The organism is Mogibacterium kristiansenii (genome assembly GCF_009695905.1).
GTDB classification, from domain to species: domain Bacteria; phylum Bacillota; class Clostridia; order Peptostreptococcales; family Anaerovoracaceae; genus Mogibacterium_A; species Mogibacterium_A kristiansenii.
Window position 1 is genome coordinate 129,397 of sequence record NZ_VUNA01000002.1, and the last position, 23,962, is coordinate 153,358.

Below are 23,962 nucleotides of genomic sequence, written 5' to 3' on the forward strand. Positions count from 1 at the left end.
CTTTACTCCTTATAAATTCCCAGTTTATGTGCAACAGCATATATTTTTCCGCCCATCGGAATATTCATCAGCTCGTCCTTGGTGAACATCTTCAGTACCAGAATCATCCAAGCATAGATGATCGCACCCAACAGGATGCACAGCAGCGTGGTGACGGCATTTCCAAGCACACCGCTGAGCAGACGGTACGCAATCAGAATCACCGCACCCATCACGCCGCCGGAAATCACCGGCACCGCAATGCACTTTCTTTTGTTCATGCGAATGGTGATGGACTTCTTCAGCGTAACGTATATGATGATAAAAGCAATCAGCTGGCAGACAAAGGAACTGATCGGTGCTCCGTACATGCCGATTTTCGGATTGCTGATTAAAATCAAATTCAGAACGATCTTCACCACCGCCCCGGTGAGCAGCGCCACCGCCGGCGTATACATCCGTCCCAGACCGAACAACGATCCCTGCAGCGTGTGATTTACCGCCACCAGAATCATGGTCACCGCAGAAAGCTGGAACACCAGTGCCCCGTCCGGCGCATTGGGATACAGCAGCCGGAGAATCGGATCCGCCAGCACCGTAAAGCCCACCGCACACGGAATGATGATCAGCATGGAGACGGTGACGGACATGGAAATCTTCTCCGCCGCCTGTCTGTAATCCTTCTTCGTCAGCAGCGAAGTGATTTCCGGAATCAGCGCCGAATAGAAGGACAGGTTCACCGCCAGCGGCAAATTCGTCAGGGTGTCCACCTTGGACAGAATTCCCGTCGCCCGCATCGCCTCTTCCTCCAAAGCTTGCTTGCTGCCCAGAATTCCCTTAAACGCAATCTGAATGCAGTTGCTCACGGTTACCGTATCGATAAAAGCAGTTACGACGGAAATGACGGATCCGATGGTCAGCGGAATCGCCGTCCAGAAAATCAGCTTCGCCATGCGCCTGTTGCTCTTCCGGTCGGTCTTCACCGCATCGTCGGATTTCATCCGGTATTCCCCGATATATTTTCGATAATAGTGAATCAAGTAGGAGAAGGAAATCAGCACCGCCAGCGTGGTGGATACATTCCCTGCCGCCGCCATGATGTACGCATCCCTGCCGATTGTGGCATAGACGAACAGGATGGTCAGCACGCAGTTGAAGAACTGTTCCAAGGACTGAGAAATGCTGCTGGCCCCCATGGTACCTAAGCCCGCAAAATATCCCCGGATAACGGCGGATACGCAGACGAAGAAAATAGCCGGTGCCAACACCCGCAGCACATAGGCTACCGGCGGCACGTGCATGATATTCCCGGCAATGACATCCGCTCCGAAGTACAGGAGCAAGGAGCACGCCAATCCGATGGCACCGAATACCACCAATGAAATCTTGAACACCCGATGAGCATTGTTGTATTCGCCCAGAGCCGTTCGCTCCGATACCAGCTTGGAGACCGCGCCCGGAATTCCCTGGGAGGACAGTACCAACAGAACGGCGTATACCTGATATCCGGCCGAATAGTAACCGTTTCCCAGATCGCCGAACCCGTGAATATTGGTAATGGCCAGTCGGTACACTAAGCCCAGGAGCTTGATGACCAGCTGTGCCACCATCAGCATCAGTACGTTTTTGGCAAAGGAATTGCTTTTATTTTTACTCAAATTATTAAACCACCTTGTGTCTTAAATTAAACTACAAAAACTGAAATAGGAGATGTCTCCCCTATTTCAGTTTACATTATCCATTTCATTATAGACTATTGAACAGAAAAATTCAATTTACTATTTGCTTCGTCCACCCGAACGGTGTGACCCTCTGTCAGGTCGCCTCGGATAATCAGTTCTGCAATCTCGTTTTCAACGTGCTTCTGGATGTATCTCTTGACCGGACGAGCGCCGTAGACTTCGTCGTAGGATTCCATCGCAATCAGATGGGTAGCTTCCGGTGTCATTTCCACCTTCATATCCCGGTCGGCCAATCTCTTTTCCAGAGACTTCATGGTCAAGCCCACAATCTTCTCAATTTCATCCTGAGTCAGTGATTGGAAGACCACGATATCATCGATTCGGTTCAAGAATTCCGGCCGGAAGAAGCTGTGAAGCTGCTCCTGCGGCAGGTTGGATGTCATGATAATAACCGTGTTCTTAAAGTCCACGGTCCGGCCCTGGTTGTCCGTCAGCCGGCCATCGTCCAGCAGCTGCAGCAGCAGGTTGAATACATCCGGATGTGCCTTCTCAATCTCATCGAACAGGATAACACTGTACGGTTTTCTCCGTACCGCTTCCGTCAGCTGTCCGCCTTCTTCATAACCAACATACCCCGGAGGCGCTCCTACCAGACGGGACACAGAATGCTTCTCCATGTACTCCGACATATCGATTCGAATCAGGTTCTTTTCGGTATCGAACAGGGTTTCGCAAAGTGTTTTTGCCAGCTCCGTCTTACCAACACCTGTCGGCCCCAGGAAAATAAAGGAACCGATTGGACGGTTTTCATTCTTTAAACCGGCTCTTGCCCGAAGAATGGCTTCGGTAACCGCATTGATGCCTTCGTCCTGGCCGATGACCCGTCGATGAAGAATGTCTTTCAAGTGCAGGAGTTTCTCTCTTTCCGTCTCTGCCAGACGGGAAGCCGGAATTCCGGTCCAGTCGGAAATAACCTCCCGAATCTCTTCTTCTCCTACTTCTTCTTTCAGGAGCTTGTGTTCCTGGTCCTTATTGACCTTTTCCTTCAGCGCATCGATTTCCTTCTCCAGCTTCGGAAGGTCGCCGTATTTCAGTTTGGCCAGTTTCTCCAGGTCGTAACTCCGTTCTGCGGTTTCAATTTCGTGACGCAGTTCTTCCAGTTCCTGTTTCTTTGCTTTCAGATTCTGAATCCCCTGCTTTTCATTTTCCCATTTTGCCCGCAGTTCGTTGTTTTCTGACTGCAAGTCGGCCAGTTCCTTTTCAATCGTTTCCAGTCGAGTCTTGCTGCCCTTATCTTCTTCTTTCAACAAAGCCTGCTTCTCAATTTCCAGCTGCATGATTTTACGGGAAATGGTATCCAGTTCCGCCGGCATGCTATCGATTTCGGTCCGGATTCGTGCCGCTGCTTCATCCATCAGATCGATGGCCTTATCCGGAAGGAACCGATCACTGATGTACCGGTTGGACAGGGTGGCACAGGCAATCAGTGCATTATCCTGAATTCGAACGCCATGGTGGATTTCAAACTTTTCCTTCAAACCACGCAGAATAGAAATGGTATCCTCAACGCTCGGCTCATCCACCATTACCTTCTGGAAACGGCGCTCCAATGCCGCATCCTTCTCGATGTACTTCCGGTACTCATCCAAAGTGGTGGCGCCGATGCAGTGAAGCTCGCCTCGAGCCAGCTTTGGCTTCAGCAGGTTTCCGGCATCCATGGAACCTTCCGTTTTTCCGGCACCTACAATGTTATGAATTTCATCGATGAACAGGATAATCTTGCCATCGGACTTGTCAATTTCATTCAGAACCGCCTTCAGCCGTTCCTCGAATTCACCCCGGTATTTCGCACCGGCAATCAGAGATCCCATATCCAGGGAAAAGATGGTCTTGTCCTTCAGGTTCTCCGGAACATCTCCGTTTACGATTCGCTGTGCCAATCCCTCAACAACGGCGGTTTTTCCTACACCCGGTTCACCAATCAGTACCGGATTATTTTTGGTCCGTCTGGACAGGATTTCGATGGTCCGGCGGATTTCTTTGTCTCTTCCGATCACCGGATCCAGCTTTCCCTTTCGAGCGGATTCTACCAGATCGATACCGTACTTATTGAGAGCATCGTAGCTGTCTTCCGGATTCTGATTGGTTACCCGCTGGTTTCCTCGAACCATGGTAAGCGCCTTCAGAAACTCATCCTTGTGAATGCCGTATCGACGCATCAGCTGTTCCGTTTCGTTGTCGCCGGCCCGGAGAATGGCCAGATAGGCGTGTTCCACGCTTACGTATTCATCTTTAAATTCGGATGCAATGCTCTCCGCATTCATCAGCACTTTGTTCAGCTTCGTCGAAAGATATACCTCGCCGCCGCTGACCTTTGGCAGTTTCTCCAGACTTTGTTTCAGATCCTCCTTATATGAAGAGACGTTGACGTTCATCGCTTCCAGAAGCTTTGCAATCAAGCCGTCCGGATCGCTGACGATGGCGTAGTGCAGATGTTCCACTTCGATGGCTTGGTTGCCGTAGGACATGGCCAGGTTCTGTGCATCCATCACTGCCGACTGCATCTTCTGCGTATACTTTTCAATTTTCATTCCACTTCACCTCCGTGAATTTAGTTTTCATTTATATGAACAATCCTTGATTGATTGGTTGCCCTTTTTGCTTACAATAAAAATTTAGCACTCGACTGTGTCGAGTGCTAACAATTCTTGTGAAGATTCTGTGAAATTCTAATTCTATAAAATAATATACTGCAGCAAGAGTGCATAGACGCCGTTTACCATCGGATTAAGTATCTTATCCACCACACCCACAATCAGCAGAATCATGAGAATCGGGAAGCCGTAGTTGTACAGCGTATAGTAGAAGTTCTTTTCCCGCAGGTTAAAAATTTCCGTGATAATGCCGAAACCGTCCAGCGGCGGAACCGGAATCAGGTTGAATACCATCAATACCACGTTGACGATAACCACCTGCAAGAGTATGTTAAACAGCGTTCCCATAAGAGTTCCGTCGGACAGCTTATCATACGGTACGTTGATGTACACGAAGTGAACGATGAAGCTGAATACGATGGCGACAATTAGATTCATTACCACCCCGGCCAAAGATACCAGCAGCTCATCCCTTCTCGGATGCTTATAGTATCTCGAATTGACTTCCACCGGGATGCCCCATCCGAATCCACAGAACATCAGCGCCAGGAATCCTACCGGATCGAAGTGCGCCAGCGGGTTCAGCGTTACCCTTCCCTGCGTTCTCGGCGTCGGATCACCCAGGCGGTCGGACACAAATGCGTGACCGAACTCATGGAAAGACAGGCCGATGACGATTCCCGGCAGAGCAATCAGCATATTGAGGAAATAGGTCTTCGGATTGGACAGCCCGTTCTGAGCGATGTTTACCATCAGCAGGATGACCAGCAGAATGCCCAGTTGTTTCATACGATTTTTCATGCGTCCACCTTCTCTCCATCCAGACTAAATGTCTTCGTCTCCGTGATGCGAACCGAAACCATCTGTCCTTCCGTCAACGGTTCCTCCGATGTGAAGTTTACCAGCTTAAAGGTGTCCGTACGGCCGGACCATGCGCCGGTATCGTTCTTGCTGGGACCGTCCACTAGAACGGTAACAATTCTTCCCAGGTATTCGGAATTCTTTTTCGCCGAGCAGCGGTTCACGTCCTCTACCAATCGGTCAAATCGATCGTGTTTGATCTTCTCCGGAATCTGATCGTCGTATTTAGCCGCAGGAGTACCCACTCTCGGGGAGTAGATAAAAGTAAAGGCGGAGTCGTACTCCACTTCCCGCACCAGGCTCAGCGTGTCCAGAAAATCTTCTTCCGTCTCCCCCGGGAATCCCACGATGATGTCCGTAGAGATGGAAAGGTCCGGACAGGTCGCCCGAAGCTTTTCCACGATTTCCATGTATCGCTGCCGATTGTAGTGTCGATTCATGCGTCTCAGCACCTCATCGCTGCCGGACTGAACCGGGAGATGGATGTTGTGACACAGCTTCTTGCAGTCTCCGAAGCAGGCAATCAGCTCGTCGGAAAGGTCCTTCGGATGGGACGTCATGAAGCGAATTCGTTCCAGTCCCTCCACTTCATCCAAAGAACGAATCAGTGCCGCAAAGTTGTTTCCGTCCGCATCTCGGAAGGAGTTCACGTTCTGTCCCAGCAGCATCACTTCTTTCACGCCGTCTTTCACCAGGTTGATGATTTCTTGCTTTACCGCCCGAAGGGACCGGCTCTTCTCCCGTCCGCGGGTGTACGGAACGATGCAGTAGGTGCAGAAATTGTTGCACCCATAGGTAATATTCACCAGTGCCTTGTGCTTGAATTCCCGCTTCGATTCCTTTTCTTCCGGAATCTCTTCGTTGTTGGCGATGATTGAGAACTGCTTCTTTCCGGTGCGAATCCGCTCCATCAGCAGGTTCGGAAATTCCGCAATGGTCTGGGTACCGAACACGATGTCTACCCAGCTGAAGCTCTTCCGAATTTCCTCCACAATGTGCGGCTGCTGCGGCATGCATCCGCAAACGCAAATAATAAAGTCCGGGTTGTTTTTCTTCTGCTTCTTGAATTGTCCCAACATTCCGAAGAAACGCTTGTCCGCATGTTCCCGAACGCTGCAGGTATTCATCACCACAACATCCGCTTCTTCCGGATTCGGGGTATGGCTGTAATCCAGTGCTTCCAGCATTCCGGCGATATTCTCCGAATCGTGCTCGTTCATCTGACAGCCATAGGTAATAATGTGATAATTCTTGCTCAAAAGACTCATTCCTCTTCTATCGTTTTAATTCTAAATGTCTCATCCCGCAGCATTTCTTCCACGGTTTTCAGCGCATCTTTGTCCTTGGACCGGGCATTCATGGTCACATCCTCGTTGTGGGTCAAGGCATTCGCTGTCTCCGGCTTCTCCAGGTATATGATTCGATGGGCCCGCAGTTCTTCCGGAAGTTCTTCCGCTGCATCGCCCAGCACCAGGACAACGGTCTGCTCGGTTTTCCCCATCAGCTTCACGCATTTCTTCCATGCCGCTTCGTCCGCCGGATCCATTATGATGCAGCTGCGGCTGTGGACCGCCGTTTTCGCGTTTGCCGTAAAACGAAGTCGTTTGCACAACAGGATGTCCGGCAGTAAATCCGAATGACGGGTATCCGTCAGGTGATGCATTTCTTCTTTATTCCGAACGTAGAACACCACGTTGTGTGCCTGATACAGAAGCCGGTTGGCCAGGGCCAGGGCCGAAGGCGTTTCGCCGATCACCGCAATCCGCTTCCGGTCACTTTCCCGCATCTTTGGAATCGTCACGTCACTGAAGTAATCCATCGGTTCTTCCGGAGATTCCGAAGCCTCGTCTTCCGGATTTTCTTCTTCCGGATTCTCCTCCGGAACCGCTTCTAACTTTCCTTCGCAGCTGTTTTCGAAAACAACCGGCTGGGGGCTCGGTTCCTCCGCTTTTTCGAATGCACCCGATGCCTCCGGAGCTTCCGCTTTTGACTCGGTTCTTTCCGCATCTTCCTTTTTGTTTTTACCGCCGAAGCTGAGAGACGGTTCCTCCCGGCGAATCAGACGCTGAATATTGGAGCGGTGCATTACGATTACCGTAACCGCCAATACGACGGCCATCGGAAGCACCGACGAGTAATAGTATTCAATTAAGAACGGATAGGATACCGCCGCCGTGATGGACCCCAGGGACATCTTTCGGCTCAGTGCGGTTACCGCAATCGCAATCAGAATCAGTGCAAAGGCGCTGGGCCAATCCAGAGCCAGTGCCGCACCCAGGGATGTGGCCACCCCTTTTCCGCCCTTGAATTTATATAGGGCCGGAAAAATATGACCGTACACTACGCAAATGAATGCAATCATGGCACCGATATCTCCGTAATTCAAACCGATACGCACCGCAACGTATCCCTTCAACACATCAATGGCGAGAGTTGCCACTGCCGCTTTCACCCCCAGCACCCGAAGCACGTTGGTGGTTCCCGCGTTTCCGCTGCCCTCTTTCCGGATATCGATTCCGTGAAGCCGACCCACCAAGATGGCCGGGGAGATATTTCCCAGAAAATACGATACTATCGCAACAATAATGATTTTAAATTGAAACGGCATCCTTAATTGTCTCCTTTTTTCTCGTTATACACAAATTTCACCGATGTTCCTTCGAAATCATAGGCTTCTCTCAGTCTGTTTTCCAGATAACGAGCATAGGAAAAATGCATCAATTCTCTGGAGTTGATATTGAAGGAGAACAGTGGCGGCGCAACCCCAATCTGTGCTGCATAATAAATCTTCAGTCTCTTGCCCTTGTCCGACGGCGGCTGACGCATCATCACCGCATCTTCAATCAGGTTGTTCAGCTTGCCGGTGGTGATTCTTCTCATGCGGATTTCCTGAATAGCAGCTGCTTTTCGAAGAATATCGTAGATTCGGCGCCCCTGAAGAACCGAGGTGAACAGAATCGGTGCGTAGGAAGCGAACAGCAATTCGGCACGAACCTTTCGCTCGTAGTCCCGCATGGTGTTGGTTTCCTTCTCTACCAGATCCCATTTATTGATGACGATCATCATGCCCTTGCCGGCCTCGTGGGCAATACCTGCGATTTTTTTGTCCTGCTCCGTAATGCCCTCCATGGCATCGATCATCAGGATACAGATATCGCAGCGCTCAATGGCCGCGATAGCGCGGATGACGCTGAATTTCTCGATGGAGTCGTACACCTTGCTTCGTCTCCGAAGTCCCGCCGTGTCAATCAGGGTAAAATCATTTCCCTCAAAACTGAACGGAGTGTCGATGGAGTCCCGGGTGGTGCCGGCGATTGGAGATACAATCACACGGTTTTCTTTAGTCAGTGCGTTCACCAAAGAGGATTTGCCCACGTTTGGTTTTCCGATGATGGCCAGCTTGATGTTCTCCTCGTCTGCCTCGTAATCTTTGTCCGGGAAACCGGACACGATTTCATCCAGCAGGTCACCGATGTTCAGCATATTCGCCGAACTGATCGGAATCGGCTCGCCCAGACCCAGTTCATAAAAATCGTAGATGGTATCCGGCATCTTGGACGGATTGTCAATCTTATTCACCACGAGAATAACTTTCTTTCCGGTACGGCGCAGGATTGCCCCTACCTCGATGTCCGCCGTGGTGAGGCCTTCTTTTCCGTCCACCATGAACAGAATCAGGTCCGCCATATCCATGGCAACCACCGCCTGGTCTCTCATCTGGGAGAGAATCGGATCGTCCGTGCTGGCCTCGATACCGCCGGTATCGATGATGGCGAACTCTCGTCCGTTCCATTCCGTCTCCGCATAGATCCGGTCCCGGGTAACGCCCGGCACGTCCTCCACAATGGCCTTTCGTTCTCCGATAATACGGTTGAAAAATGTGGATTTTCCTACATTCGGCCGTCCTACGACCGCTAGAATTGGTTTACTCATCGAATATCTCCTCCGCAAATTGTGTTGGATCGAATTCCAACAGATCATCAATACCTTCGCCAACGCCAATATACTTAATCGGAATATCGAATTGATCCGTCACCGTGATGGCGATTCCGCCCCGGGCCGTTCCATCCAGTTTGGTCAAAACCAACCCGGTAATCTCCGCAATTTCCGAGAACTCCTGCGCCTGACTCACCGCGTTCTTACCGGTGGTGGAGTCCAGCACCAGCAACGTCTCTCGGTGCGCTTCCGGATATTCCCGGTCGATGATTCGGTTCATCTTCTCCAATTCCTTCATCAGGTTCTTTTTATTCTGAAGACGGCCCGCCGTATCGCAGATCAGCACGTCCGTTCCCGCTGCCTTTGCGGCCTGAATCGAGTCGTAGATTACCGCCGATGGGTCCGTGCCCTCTTCGTGACGAATAACTCTCACGCCGATTCGCTCGCCCCACTGCTGCAGCTGTTCCGCCGCCGCCGCACGGAAGGTATCCGCCGCCGCCAGCATGACAGACCGGCCGGATTTTTGGCACAGGTTGGCAATTTTTCCGATGGATGTGGTCTTTCCGCCGCCGTTGATGCCAATCATCAGGATAATCAGCGGGTTTTCCTTACACAGCTGATTTCGTTCCCCCTTATCCACCAGATCCGCGATAACGCTTTCCAACGCCTTCTGCACTTCCTCCGGTTTCGTAATGTAGCGGGCGTTCACCCGTTCCCGGAGCTGTTCCATAATCTTCTCGGTGGTATCAATTCCGATATCCGAAATGATTAGGGATTCTTCCAGCTCATCCAGAAAATCCTCATCCAGATTCGGGTTGCCCACGATTACGTTGGTAATCTTCTCTCTAAATTTCGCAAAGGTTGATTTTTCTTTAAAAATACCCATTTTTGTTCCTCACTGTTCCGGTTAGTCCAGATCCAATTCCCGCGCATCCTCCAATTTGAGAGACAGCATCCGGGAAATGCCCTGTTCCGGCATCGTTACACCATATAGCACATCCGCATGTTCCATCGTCACCTTTTGGTGGGTGATAATTGCAAACTGAATTTCATGGAAATTCTTTAAATAATCCGAGAAGCGCTCAATATTCGCTTCGTCCAATGCCGCTTCCACCTCGTCCAGAATGCAGAACGGCGTCGGTTTCGTCTTCAGTACCGCGAACATCAGTGCAATGGCGGTCATGGTTTTCTCTCCACCGGACATCAGGTTGATGTTCTTTAACGATTTCCCCGGCGGCTGCGCGATGATATCGATTCCGGAATCCAACGGATTCTGTTCATCCTCCAAACTGAGTTCCGCATGACCGCCGCCGAAAAGCTCTCGGAAGGTGCTCTCAAAATTCGTTTCGATTCGTTCGAAATTATCCTTGAACCGTTCCCGAATGGTTCGGTCCATGCTCCGGATAATGCCCTGCAGTTCATCCATGGCCTTGGTCAGATCCGATTCCTGGGTGGTCATGAATTCATATCGACGGCTCACATTTCGGTACTCTTCAATTGCAGAAATGTTGACGTCGCCCAGCTCCGCCATACGCAGCCGAATCTCCCGGGCTTCTTTGTTGCCGGAAGTGATGGCAAAATCCTCGGAACGCAGTTCCAGAGCCTCCGCGTAGGACATCTCGAATTCATCCCACAGCTTATCCTTCTGAGAAGCAAGCAGTGTCTCGTTCTTCGCATTCTTAATTTCCAGCTTATATTTCCGATCCTGCATGTCTGTGACATTTCGGGATATGGATTTCTGATTCTCGATTCCGCGCTCCTGATCCAACCGATTCCGGTCCATATCTGCGGTCAGCTGAACCTCTCGGTCTTCCAGCGCTTTCTTTTCCGCTTTCAGAGCGGTTTCCTTTTCGTCGGACTCCGCTCCGGAAGTGGTGAGCAGCAGTCGCTGTCGGTTCTGCTCTTCGTACTCTTCTTCGGCGGAATTCAACGCATCTTCTTGTTCGGTAATGTCGTCGATGATTCGCTCAATGGTCTCGTTCATGGCCAGAATCTTCTGTTCCTGTTCACCGAGCCGAACCTTGTAGGAAACCACCTGTTCCTGACACTCTTCGGAATCCGAAGAGTACCGTTCCACATCTGCACTCAGCTGTTCCGACTCATCTTCCATGCGTAGAATTTCTTTTTCCGCTTCGTCAATCTGATTCTTGTAACGAAGAATCATGTCCTCCGCCCGCTTCAAATCATCCTGTATATTCTCCAGTTCCTCGGAATAGCGGGAGGTCGCGGTATCGCTTTCTTTTACCAAGGATTCGGCGTGATCCTTCTCGCTCTTTAATACGTTGAGCTGGACTTCCAGTTCTTGAAGCCGCTGCGTCAGCTTCTTTCGCTCTTCCCTCGCCGCATCCCGGGAGTGAACGCATTCCTCCCGGAAGGCTTTTCCCTTCTTCTGAGATGCGTGAAGAGATTCAATTTCCCGGTCCAGTGCAGCAATTTCCTTCTTTCGCTCCAGAAGATTGGCGGATTTATTCCGATATCTTCCGCCGGTAATGGCACCGCTGGAGGAAATAACTTCTCCTTCCAGGGTCACGATTCGAAAACCGCCCGGCGCTCGCTTTGAAATCGCTACGGCACAGTCCATGTTGTCGGCAAGGATTACCCGGCCCAGCAAGTATCCGTAAATATCCCGATACGCCGGCTCAAAATCAATCATTTCCGCAGCAATGCCTAGATATCCATCCATGTGCTCTGCCGCTCCCGGCGATATCGGACGGCTGTGAATCGACGCAATTGGGAGGAATGTGGCTCTTCCCGCCCGAGTGGACTTCAGCCATTCCACGGCCTGTTTTGCGGAGCGGTCGTCCTCGCACACGATGTTCTGCATGGCACCGCCCAATGCGGTTTCAATCGCCAGCTCATATCCGTCCGGCACCGACATCAGCTCGGACACCGTCCCAATCACGCCCCGAAGGTTCTTCTGCATCACCGCTCGAACCGCGTTGTTGTATCCTTCGTAGTTATTTTCCATCTCTTCGATGGTATTCCGCCGCGCCGTCCGACGATTCACCTGAAGTAGAATTTCTTCCAGCCTCTTGGACGCTGCCGCGATTTTCTCCTCATAGCGGTGAATCTCCTCCGTGTGGGATTCCACCGTACGGCGAAGATTTTCCTGCTCCTCTACTTTTTCCGTAAAAGCAGTCTCCATCTCCTCCAGGCGTGCCCGGTTCTGCTGAAGTTGCTCTTCCCGTCCTTCACTCTCCGACGAAATCTGCTCCATACGGTCTCGCAGGGTCTTCTGATAATTCTTTAATGTGTTGATTTCCGCCTGCCTGGATACGTTCTTATTTCCCATATCCATCGCGGATTCCCGGTTCTGTTCGATGCGCTCCCGGAGAATTCCGGTTTTCTTGGTTCGCTCGTTCAAGCGCACCACCGCATCCTGAAGCTCCCGGCGATATTCTCTTTCGGTTTGCTCCAGCTCGTCGGCATCCTTTTCCATGGACTGCCGCTTTTTCTTTAAATCGTCCAGTTTCTCCGTCGTGTCGGAAATAATTTCCTGAAGGCGATTTAAATTGGTTTCAATATTGTTCAGCCGTTCGGAGTTAATCTGTCCCCGATTGGTAATCAGGTTCAGTTCTTCCGTCTTCTCTCGCAGCTGCCGATTACACTCCTCGTACTGCCGGCTGAGCTCTGCGTCCCGAATACGGCATTCTTCCACCTGACGGTCAAGCGCTGATTTTTGCTCCAGCAATTCATTGTATTCCCGCGTCAGTTCCTCCAGCTCGGTCTTTCCGCTTTCTACATTGCGTTCCAGGTTTCCGATGCTGTGCAGGATGATATTCACCGCCAGCACCTTATACCGATCTCGGAGCCGGATATATTCCTGAGCTTTCTCGGAATCCTCCTTAAGGCCGCCGATGCGGTCTTCAATTTCCGAAATGATATCGCGGACACGTTCCAGATTGTCCGATGCAGACACCAGCTTCCGCTCCGCATCCTGCTTGCGGGTTTTGTAGGAAACGATTCCCGCCGCCTCTTCGAAAATCTCCCGTCGGTTCTCCGGCTTGGTGCTGACAATCTCCTGAATCTTACCTTGACCGATAATAGAATATCCGTCAACTCCGATTCCGGTGTCCATGAACAGTTCCCTTACATCCTTCAGGCGGCAGTTGTTTCCGTTAATCAGATATTCGCTCTCTCCGGAGCGGTACATCCTTCGCGTTACCGCCACCTCGTTATAGTCAACCGGCAGCATTCCGGAAGAGTTGTCGACAACCAGAGATACCTCCGCCATCCCCTTCGGCTTCCGGCTGGTGGTTCCGGCAAAAATAACCTCATCCATCTTGTTGCCTCGAAGCTGCTTCGGGCTCTGCTCTCCCAACACCCATCGAAGGGCATCGCTGATGTTGCTCTTTCCGCTGCCGTTCGGGCCGACGATACAGGTGATTCCATCATTCAGTTCAATGCAGACCGGGTCCGCAAAAGACTTGAAACCCTGCATCTCGATTCGCTTAAATTGCAATGATTAAACCCCTTTCATCAGCACTTTTCTGGCTGCTTCCTGTTCCGCCGCTTTCTTGCTGTGTCCGGAACCGGTCGCCAGAACGGCATCGTCTACTTTTACCTGCACCGTAAAAACCTTTCGATGATCCGGCCCGCTTTCCGAAACCGGTTCATACTGGATTCTTACATTCTTATATCGCTCCTGCAGCTTCTCCTGCAGAGCGGTCTTATAGTCATGATATAGTTTTCCCTGCAGCGCCAGCAAGATATTCTCTTCGAACAGCTTCAGCACCACCCGGTCCGCGCAGTCGTAACCGCTCTCCCGAATAATCGCACCGATGATGGCTTCCACCGCATCCGCCAGAATGGAATCCTTCTCCCGGCCGCCGTACATCTCTTCCCCGTTTCCCAGAAAAAGAAAGTCGCCCAGCCCGACATTCCGGGCAATGGTCGCCAGCGAACGCTCGCAGACAATATTAGCGCGGGTCTTGGAAAGGACCCCTTCCGGCTGATTCGGCATTACCTCGTACAGCTTGTTTCCGATGATGGCATCCAGATACGCGTCTCCGATGAACTCCAGCCGTTCGTTATTTTCCGAATACGCCAAATCATGCTCGGAAGCATAGGAACTATGCGTTAGAGCATGAGCCAGCAATTTTTTATCTTGAAAAGAATATCCCAGATTGCGTTCCAGGACTGAGTAATCCTTCATCTATTCCTCTCCCGAAGATTTTTCCGTAATCGCATTCTCAATCAGTGCGGTAACGTCTTGTTCCACATACGGAACCGCCTTTAAGATTGCATTGTATACGGCATTCGCCTTGGAGCTTCCGTGAATCTTCAATACCGGGCCCTTCAGTCCAAGGATTGGAGCACCCCCCTCTTCGGAGTAGTCGAACTCTTTCTTGATTTCTTTCAGCTTGTTGTAGGACAACAGCGCGCCGGCTTTTGCCGCAAGGCCTTCCGTCATCTTCTGCTTAATGCGCTTCATCACCGCAAGAGCCACGCCTTCGGAACTTTTCAGGAACACGTTTCCGGAGAAACCGTCCGTTACCACAACATCACAGCATCCGAACGGCACATCTCGGCCTTCGCAATTTCCCTTGAAATTGATGTCCGCATTTCGAAGGAGCTCGAAAGATTCCTTGTGAAGAGGATCTCCCTTCTCTTCTTCCGCGCCCACGTTCAGAAGCATCACTTCCGGATTCTCGATGCCTTTCACCTTTTCCACAAAAATACTTCCCATAATGCCGTACTGAAGCAGGTATTCCGGACGGGACTCCGCATTGGCGCCGCAATCCAGAATCAGGGATGTATCGTTCATGCCGATCTTCGGAAAGAACGCTGCGATTGCCGGTCGCTTGATGCCGCGAATTCTTCCCAGAATCAGCAAGCCCGCAGAAAGCAGTGCGCCGGTGCTTCCGCCGGAAATGAATGCATCCACTTCCCCTTCTTTCAGCATGCGCATTCCCTTAGAGATGGAAGAATCCTTCTTCTTCCGAACCGCCATCGCCGGCGACTCGTTGTTGGAAATCACTTCCGTTGCATTTACGACTTCAATATTATCTCCGTTCCAGTTCAGGGCCTGCAGGCACTCGTTGATGCGCTCCTCCCGGCCGATGATGGAAACGGTACCGGAAATCTCCTTTGCCGCCTGAACGGCACCCTTTACGATTTCCTCCGGTGCATGGTCTCCTCCCATGCCGTCAATCATAATATTCATAGTTTTCTCCTGTTTTTGTTCAACAAAACCTAATGTGATATTATATCACACTTCTTTGGTCTTTGTCTTTTATAATCTATAAAAGAACGTTAGCGCAGGCGAAGTTGTCCGCAAGCCGCATCGATATCGGCACCCAAAGTCCGTCGAACCGTCACCGCAACGTGATTCTCTTCCAGGATTCTGCGGAAGCGCTGCACCGACTCTCTGTTCGGCGTATCGTAACCGGTACCCTCTACCTTGTTCAGCGGAATCAAATTCACGTGGGTTTGCCAGCCCTTCAGCCGATCCACCAGTTCCAGCGCATTCTCCCTCGAGTCGTTAAACCCATCAATTAAGGCGTACTCGAAGGTAATCCGTCTGCCGGTAACCTTCGCATATTCCCGGCAGACTTCCATAAGCTCATCGTATCCGTACTTGCGAGTCACCGGCATGGACTGCCGGCGAATCGCCTCATTCGGTGCATGAAGGGAGATGGCCAGGTTTACCTGAGGGAAATCCCCCATGAACTTTCGAATTCCCGGAATCACGCCGCAGGTGGACACGGTAATGTTTCGATAGCTGAGGTTGTATCCGTCGGGATGATGAATCAGTTTCAGGAAACCGGCCATGTTTTCATAGTTGTCGAAGGGCTCGCCGATGCCCATCATCACCACGTGGTTGATGTCCTCTCCCGTCAGGTTTCGCATGGCCAATACCTGGGCCAGCATCTCTCCCGCCGTCAAACTTCGGTCCAGCCCCTTTCGTGTGGATGCACAGAAAGTGCACCCCATCCGGCAGCCTACCTGGGATGAGATACAGATGGAATTTCCATAGCTGTATTTCATAAATACAGATTCCACCCGGCTTCCGTCCCGGAATTCGAAGAGGCACTTGCGCGTGCCGTCGGTGCGGGACTGCTGGTCGTATATCACCCGGGGAATATCGATGCAGTAATGCTCTTTTAGTTTCTCTCGAAAGGTTTTCGACAGGTTGCTCATTTCATCAAAGTCACAAACCCCTTTCGACAGCCACCGGAAAAGCTGCTTCGCCCGGAACTTTTTTTCACCCAACTCAGAAACGACCCCGACTAATTCGTCGGGATCGTTTCCAAGTATATTCTTTAATTCTGTATTTGAATTGTTCATTATACTCTTTCTACTGCAATGCCGGTATCGTGACCGTTAATATCGAATACCTCGATGCCTTCCTTCGCAACGATCTCGTCTGCCAGCGTCTCAGACATGATATGGTCCTTCGCTCCGTTAACGGCATTCTGAATCTCTTCGTCCGCAGCCAGATAGATTCGGATGTGGTCCATCATCTCAAAGTCGTGCTGCTTTCTCAGCTGCTGTACCTTGGAAATGATTTCACGAACATATCCTTCATCAATCAGTTCCGGTGTCAGAGTGGTTTCCAGAATGGTAAATACGTTGTTCTCCATGCCAACCACGAAGCCTTCCTTTGCGGAAATACGTACATCCAGGTAATTTTCCGGAATCTCGTAGTTTTCGCCGCCCAGGTTCATGGTTACGGATCCGCCCTGAACTTCCGCAATCAGCTTCTTGGCATCGCATTCTGCCAGCTTCTTGCCGAATTCCTTGACGTTCTTGCCCAATGCCTTTCCGGCTTCACGGAAGTTTGGTTTGATGGAGAAGTTCATGTATTTATCTAGTTCCGGTTCAAATACAACGTTCTTTACGTTGAGTTCTTCCTGAATCAGCGGAACCAGGTCGCTGATGATGGATTCGTAGCTTCCGTCGATGATGACTTCCTGAAGCGGCTGACGAACCTTCAGCTTTTCCTTTTCACGGGTTCCACGGCCCAAGTTCACCAGCGTTTTTACCAGACCCATTCTCTCCTCAACCTTCTCGTCAATCAGATTCTCATCTGCTTCCGGATAGTATGCGGTGTGAACGGTTTCTTTTCCGGTGAGCTTGATGTACATCTCATCGGAAATGAATGGTGCAATCGGTGCAATCAGTTTCGCAACACCCACCAGAATCTCGTAGGTTGTGGCGAATACACTCTTCTTATCCTCATTCATCTCTTCTGTGTAGAATCTTCTTCTCGCCCGGCGGATGTACCAGTTGGACAGATCCTCTACGACGAAATCGTTGATGGTGCGAACCATTCTCATATGCTCATAGGAATCCAGTGCAGCGGTGGCTTCCCGGATGCACTTGTTGTATCTGGAAATAATCCAGCGGTCCAGCTCCGGACGATTCTCGTACGGAACCTGAAGGGATGCCACATCCAAATCCTCCAAGTTGGAGTACAGCACGAAGAAGTTGTAGATGTTCTTCAGGGTTCCGAAGAACTTGCTGACTACTTCCTTAACGCCGTCCTCATCGAACCGGGTTGGGGTCCATGCCGGAGAGGTGGATACCAGGTACCATCTCAACGCATCTGCGCCGTACTTGTCCAGCAGTTCAAACGGAGAAACCGTATTTCCTCTGGATTTGGACATCTTCTTTCCTTCTTTATCCAGGATTAGGTCGTTAACCAGTACGTTCTTGTACGGTGCTCTTCCCATGATGAATGTGGAAATCGCCATCAAGGAGTAGAACCAACCTCTGGTCTGGTCGATACCTTCGCAGATAAAGTCTGCCGGGAACAGCTCCTTCTCGAAGCGTTCCTTATTCTCAAATGGGTAGTGCCACTGAGCATACGGCATCGCACCGGAGTCGAACCAGCAGTCCATAACTTCCGGGATACGGGTCATGGTCTTACCGCATTCCGGACAAGTGAGATGAATGTCATCCACGTACGGACGGTGCAGATCGATGGTCTCCGGATCAACGGCTTCGATGCCTTTTTCCTTCAATTCTTCTCTGCTGCCGATGCATTCCAGGTGACCGCATTCACAACGCCAGATTGGAATCGGAGTTCCCCAATATCTGGATCTGGAAATTGCCCAGTCCTTGACTTCTGCCAGCCAGTTGCCGAAACGCTTCTCGCCGACGAAAGGCGGGTACCAGTTCACGGTGTTGTTGTTCTCTACCAGCTGATCCTTCAGCTTGCTCATCTCGATATACCAGCCCGGCTTTGCATAGTAAACCAGCGGAGTGCCGCATCTCCAGCAGTGCGGATAGTTGTGGACCATCTTCTGCTTGGAGTATACCTTGTTCTCCCCTGCCAGATACTTGAGAATCTCAACATCCAGACCATCTTCCATTACGAAGCGGCCGGCCCATGGAGTCTCGGTAAATCTGCCCTTCTCGTCTACCGGTCTTGCAAACGGAACGTTGTAGCGACGACATGTGTTGTAGTCGTCTTCACCAAATGCATAAGCGGTGTGAACCAGACCGGTACCATCCTCGGTGCTGACATAATCCGCACATGCAACGAAGAACGCCTTCTTGTCTCCGTCTTCCATCTTTACGAAAGGCATGAGCTGCTCGTATTCCTGATACTCCAGATCCTTACCCTTCATGGTTTCCAGAACTTCGTACTTGCCTTCTCCCAGCACCTTGTCTGCCAAAGCCTGAGCGACAATCAGCACGTTGCCTTCTTCCGGTCCTTCCAGCATCTTTGCACGGATGTAATCCACTTCCGGACCAACGGTAATCAGCACGTTGGACGGCAGGGTCCACGGTGTGGTGGTCCATGCCAGAAAGTACTCGTTGTCCATGCCCTTGCGCTTGAACTTGCAAGTTACGGTCAGTACGGAAATCTCCTTGTAACCCTGTGCAACCTCGTGGGAAGCCAGACCCGTTCCGCAGCGAGCGCAGTACGGCTGTACCTTGTGACCTTCGTAAATCAGTCCGGCATCGAAGAACTTCTTCAGAATCCACCAGCCGGATTCAATATAATCGTTCTTGTATGTAATATACGGATCATCCAGGTCCGCCATGTATGCCATGCGGTCGGACATATCCGTCCACATGCTAGTGTACTTGAATACGGACTCACGGCACTTCTCGTTGAATTCCTTAATGCCGTACTTCTCGATGTCCTGCTTTCCGTTCATTCCCAGCTGCTTCTCAACCTCAATCTCAACCGGCAGTCCGTGGGTATCCCATCCGGCCTTTCTCTTAACCTGGAATCCCTTCATCGTCTTGTACCGATTAATGGAGTCCTTCAGAGTTCTCGCCATAACGTGGTGAATACCCGGCTTGCCGTTTGCTGTCGGTGGTCCTTCGAAAAAGACGAAGCTTGGGCAATCTTCTCTTTCCTTTACGCAGCGGTCCAGAAGGTCAATGTCTTTCCAATGATTGACCTGTTCCTCCTGGGTTTCTGCGACGGATTTTTCTGATAAATTCTCAAACATGTTCCAATTCCTTCCGTCGATTTATTGAATGAATAAAAAGAAATGCGATTATTCGGAGGCTTCCGGAGAATCATACTTCTTTTGACCCAATCTAAAATTAGTTTCTAACTAATACAATATAGTATAAAATTTATTAAAAGTCAACAATTAAAGCAAATGCAGGGAACAATTTCCTGCCCCTGCATTCGCAATTTAACTACTTTACTTTAACTTTCTTTGTTCCGGACCAAGATCCGTAGTATGTCTTACCGTTAATCTTCTTATAGCTTCGAATCTTCGTGTAATAATACTTCTTCTTAGAAAGTTTCTTAATGGTCTTGGAAGAACCTGTACTTGTATAGTACTTTGCCTTTTTCGTTCCCTTCTTCAGAACATAAATCTGATAAGTCTGACTACCACCACCAAGTTTCTTCCACTTTACGGTGAGTTTCTTCTTTCCGGCTTTGACAGAAGGAGTCTTCATCTTTGCCGGGGTGATAACGTATGTTTTCTTTATTGTTCCTTCATAATCATTAATTCCGGTAACGGTTACGGTATATGAACCCAAATTCTTTCTTCCGGAAGAATACGTTACCTTATACTGATCGGTCGGAACTTCATCATCATCTTCTCCGTACACTTCTACACGCGGAGTATGAACCTTTCCGTTATACGTATACTTCGATGCAGAAAGATATACATCTGCAATCTGAGTCTTCGTTTCCGGCTTTGGCGGTTCGGATGGTTCCGACGGTTCCGGTTTGGAAGGTTCCGGTTTTTCCGTGTTTCCTCCACCTTCACTCGGGTCGGTGTACTTCTTTACAACATTAAAGGAGAATTTCGCTTCGCCGGTGTATTTGGAACCGGTTCCTCTTACTGTAAAGGAATAAGTTCCCGGCTTAGAGATTTCACCGGTATCTCCTTCCAGAACATAGTCTTCGCCTTCATTCAGTCTGGTAGAAGTCTTAAAGCATCGAATTCCTTCGACTCTAAGCTGAACAGTCTGAGTAGCTGACAACAGACTAAGCTCCTTATCGTAAATCGGTTCCAGTGCTCCGTCAGTAGAAATATCACACTTCTTAATAGTAACCGTTCCCAATGTTCCGGATTTGCTATTGTATTCGCTGTTTCCCTGCACCTCATAAACGATGGTATATGTTCCCGGATTGTATCCGACTACCTTATCCAGTTCATCCGGTGAATACATATAGTTTTCGTCCTTCAGACCGATTGTCAATGTACCGCCTGTTGTTTCTGCTTTCTTGCAGAGCTGCTGATCTTTTCTGTTGTATTCCAAGTTTTCTTCCAGTGTTGCGGTAACTACCGGATCTTTCTTTTCTTCCGGCTTTGGATTTTCTGTAGAGCCACCACCTGTTCCCGGATCCGGAGTTTCGCCCGGATTTGGCTTCGGCTTTTCTGTTTCACCACCGCTTGGTTTATCCGTGGATTCTTCCTTCGGAGCATATACGGTATAGGTTACAGCCTTTTCGCCGGTAAAGTTTCCCTTTCCCTTTACGATAATGGTATGATTTCCCGGCTCGGTTGTTGTGGTATCTCCTTCCAGCGTGTAATCTGTTCCTTCTTTCAGTGGTTCATCATCAAGTGTTATGTTAAGAACCGGAGTAATTTCTTCCCCCTTATTGGTTTGATCGAATCGATAATTTCCATCTTTCAGACCAATAGACGCTGTTGTGATTTTAAGCGGCTGAACAGTGAAGGTCTTTGTAATGACATCACTGTCCGAATACTTATCATTTCCGAGAGCCTTGCATCTTACTTCATAGGTTCCTGCATTTTTTGCTTCCGGAATAGTTTCCGTCCAGTCTCCACCGTTTACGCTGTAAACAATCTTACAGCCATTCGAACTACTCTTGCCGGAGAAAAGAATAACTCCATTCGGAGAATAGGTGCATGTCTCTTCTTTGCTGTAGGATTCAGAAATATTTGCCTTTGGTTTTGCCTTTTCTCGGATTACAACGGTATGCTCCCTCTCCGGAATATCCGAATATCCCTCATTTCCTTCTACCTTATAGGTAATCTTGTATGTTCCCGGTTTCTGCACCTTCTTATAAGAATTTGACCTCCATTCTCCATCATTAATCTTGTACTTAAATGTTCCGTTCTCGCAAACGAGGAGATTGAAAATCGTAATAGCCTTTCCATTATACTCTTGGTCTTCGGCAAATTTAATATCAAATGTTGGAGCTGCGGCCGTAACGTGAATCGTCTTTGTCTTTTCCGGAATTTCCTTAAAATTCTTCGAGCTTGGAACCCGGTAGCTTACCGTATAATCCCCTGCTTTAGTTGCTTTCGGGCATTCCGTTGTCCATTCTCCGTCATTTACCTTATATTCAATCTTCTGTTCATAATTTATTCCTGCCATAAGAGCCGGAGACTTGTCGTTTCCCGTCTTATGAACGAGATATACTTTGTTGTCATAAACGATGGTATCATCTGCAAATTCTGCATCGCATTTTGGTTCTGCCTTTTCAATGGAGACGGTATATTCTTCTGATTCCATCGGGAGAACATAAGGCAGTTCTTCCGTCTTATACCGCACCTTATGCTCTCCTGCATCCATTGCAGTCGCTTCTAACGTCCATTTTCCATCATCTACTTTATAGTAAATTGAATTTCCGTTTCCTATTGCTTTTTCTACCAAGTTCTGGTTATTTCCGTTATACACAAGTCCCTTCTTAAAGGATACAGAGACTCTTGGCTGGCATTTCTTAATTTCAACTTCGTGAGTTTTCGCCGAAACGTCGCTATAGTTCTTATCTCCATCCACACGATAGGAAATAGTATATTTGCCCGGCTTGCTTTCAGTCGGAAGTGCATTAGACCATTTATCGTCCTTCGAGCTGGAGAACATCAGCGTACCACCTGTTGTTTCAGCCTTTGTTACCAGTTCAATATCCTTCCCCTGTGCATCGTAATCCACTACCAGATCTTCCGGATTCTTGAATTCAACATTTACTACCGGAGTTGCTTTCTTAATTGTTACAGTCAGTTCTTGTTCTGCCTTATCCCGGTAATAATCCGTTCCTTCTACCTTATAGTAAATTTTATACTCTCCCGCATCGGTCGCAGTTGGAATCTTCTCGCTCCAGTCTGTCTTTCTTGTTTTCCACTCGAATTTTTTCTCTTCCTCGTTGTATACGTATTCTTTCTTATCCATACAATACAGCAACTTGCCACCGGATGTTTTCGATTCGGAAACTAAGTTCTGAGATTCCTTATTGTATGTTAAATCTGCCGGGGTTACAGTTACTTCCGGGGTGTATTTCGCCTCTTCCCATTCTTTCTTTGCTTGGTTGACCTTATCCTTCAGCTCCTTCTCGTAAGCATTCACCTGCTTCAGCCACTCGTCTGCTGTGTAGACCGGTTCGCCTTCGTTTGAATCATCAACTTCAGAATCATGATATGTAGACATTCTCATTGCTACACATCCCCAGCCATTCAAGTCATAATCATCGTCTGGGAATACACCAAATCCAACGCAGTCATTCTCGTCGCATTTGCTCATAATATAATAATAATGCCCCAAATCTTTATCGCTATTGCTTTCACGATATCCTTCATCATACCATTTTTTTTCTTGTCGATACCATCCATCAAAAGGATCTTTACGACTCCATGATAAATTTTCCCCCCTTTCAACAACATAAATAGAACCATCGGAACCTAGCAAATGTGAAGTCTCGTGGAATGTTTCTCTCTGATAATATCCAACAAGAGAAGACATCATGGATTCCATAACGAGCTCCGGACAAATATATCTAATCGGAGATTTTCTTTCCGGAGCAGAAAATTTCTTATTGTCGTCTGATGCTCTTAATTCATTTAATTCGTTTAACCATGTTACCTGTAAACGAAGATTGTCAAAAGTAAACCATCGATCCTCTCTCCAATCCTTTTTAGGATCATTTAAAAATGCGTTATAGCAAGCCCTTACTTTTTCATGAATTTTTACAAAAGTTTTTGTTTCAGCTGCCAATTTTTTCTCATAGCCACTTTTTGAATGACTTTCCTTGTGTTTTTCGCACATTCGATCATCCAAAAATTTTGCAGGTCCTAGTCGATAATCTTCTACGGCCTTTTCATATTTCTTTTTTGCTTCTAGTATTTTTCCATTATTGTTCGCCGTTTCATCCTGCGTCACTGAAAATGCATTTACAGGAAACGAACAAAGAATCATTGAAAACACTAGACAAAAAATCAATCCTCTTTTCCTCATAGTTTGTTTTCCTTTCTTTAAATTGATATGAAGTGACCTTTGTTAAGAGAAAATATTCCGCTTTTGAAAAGTCACTACCCGAAGGTATCTTGTAAGCGCTCTAGCAAATACAGTTCCTGGCATTGGCCACTCTGATATACGCAGATTAATCCCGCAGGTCAATGGTCCACCGTGAGCTCTACCGTCTAAAAGCGCGGATCACAGATAAATCTGTGCCAT

Annotated in this window: 13 protein-coding genes; all 13 read right to left on the reverse strand. The window is 49.0% G+C overall.

Translation table 11 applies throughout. From position 1 onward, the window contains the following. Positions 1-2: 2 nt before the first annotated feature. Complete coding sequence (locus FYJ65_RS01790) at positions 3-1,637, reverse strand: putative polysaccharide biosynthesis protein (protein ID WP_154553637.1); 1,635 nt, start codon at positions 1,635-1,637, stop codon at positions 3-5. Between the two features lie 95 nt (positions 1,638-1,732). After that, positions 1,733-4,252 (reverse strand): ATP-dependent chaperone ClpB, encoded by a 2,520-nt coding sequence (gene clpB / locus FYJ65_RS01795; protein ID WP_154553638.1) that lies wholly within the window; start codon positions 4,250-4,252, stop codon positions 1,733-1,735. A 144-nt stretch (positions 4,253-4,396) separates the two neighbouring features. After that, positions 4,397-5,116, reverse strand: a complete 720-nt coding sequence (locus tag FYJ65_RS01800) for a site-2 protease family protein (protein WP_154553639.1) — start codon at positions 5,114-5,116, stop codon at positions 4,397-4,399. Beyond that, positions 5,113-6,435 carry a tRNA (N6-isopentenyl adenosine(37)-C2)-methylthiotransferase MiaB gene (gene miaB, locus FYJ65_RS01805; protein WP_330650759.1) on the reverse strand — a complete coding sequence of 441 codons (1,323 nt, stop codon included), beginning with the start codon at positions 6,433-6,435 and terminating at the stop codon, positions 5,113-5,115. Before miaB ends, FYJ65_RS01800 begins: the two co-directional genes overlap by 4 nt. Positions 6,436-6,440: 5 nt before the next feature. After that, a complete protein-coding gene (gene plsY, locus FYJ65_RS01810; RefSeq protein WP_154553641.1) occupies positions 6,441-7,784 on the reverse strand; it encodes a glycerol-3-phosphate 1-O-acyltransferase PlsY in 1,344 nt (447 codons plus the stop codon). A 2-nt stretch (positions 7,785-7,786) separates the two neighbouring features. Beyond that, positions 7,787-9,109 carry a ribosome biogenesis GTPase Der gene (gene der, locus FYJ65_RS01815; protein WP_154553642.1) on the reverse strand — a complete coding sequence of 441 codons (1,323 nt, stop codon included), beginning with the start codon at positions 9,107-9,109 and terminating at the stop codon, positions 7,787-7,789. Next, positions 9,102-9,998, reverse strand: coding sequence for a signal recognition particle-docking protein FtsY (ftsY, locus tag FYJ65_RS01820; RefSeq protein ID WP_154553643.1), 897 nt, complete (start codon positions 9,996-9,998; stop codon positions 9,102-9,104). Before ftsY ends, der begins: the two co-directional genes overlap by 8 nt. 21 nt (positions 9,999-10,019) lie before the next feature. Next, positions 10,020-13,574 carry a chromosome segregation protein SMC gene (gene smc, locus FYJ65_RS01825; protein ID WP_154553644.1) on the reverse strand — a complete coding sequence of 1,185 codons (3,555 nt, stop codon included), beginning with the start codon at positions 13,572-13,574 and terminating at the stop codon, positions 10,020-10,022. Positions 13,575-13,577: 3 nt separating this feature from the next. Then, positions 13,578-14,267, reverse strand: a complete 690-nt coding sequence (gene rnc, locus FYJ65_RS01830) for a ribonuclease III (protein ID WP_154553645.1) — start codon at positions 14,265-14,267, stop codon at positions 13,578-13,580. After that, positions 14,268-15,278 carry a phosphate acyltransferase PlsX gene (gene plsX, locus FYJ65_RS01835; protein WP_154553646.1) on the reverse strand — a complete coding sequence of 337 codons (1,011 nt, stop codon included), beginning with the start codon at positions 15,276-15,278 and terminating at the stop codon, positions 14,268-14,270. A gap of 89 nt (positions 15,279-15,367) precedes the next feature. Then, positions 15,368-16,402, reverse strand: coding sequence for a dual-specificity RNA methyltransferase RlmN (gene rlmN / locus FYJ65_RS01840; RefSeq protein ID WP_154553647.1), 1,035 nt, complete (start codon positions 16,400-16,402; stop codon positions 15,368-15,370). Continuing rightward, positions 16,402-19,527, reverse strand: coding sequence for an isoleucine--tRNA ligase (gene ileS, locus FYJ65_RS01845; RefSeq protein WP_154553648.1), 3,126 nt, complete (start codon positions 19,525-19,527; stop codon positions 16,402-16,404). The genes rlmN and ileS overlap by 1 nt, the downstream gene beginning before the upstream one ends. A 196-nt stretch (positions 19,528-19,723) precedes the next feature. Further along, positions 19,724-23,713, reverse strand: a complete 3,990-nt coding sequence (locus tag FYJ65_RS01850) for a hypothetical protein (RefSeq protein ID WP_206157267.1) — start codon at positions 23,711-23,713, stop codon at positions 19,724-19,726. Positions 23,714-23,962 lie beyond the last annotated feature (249 nt).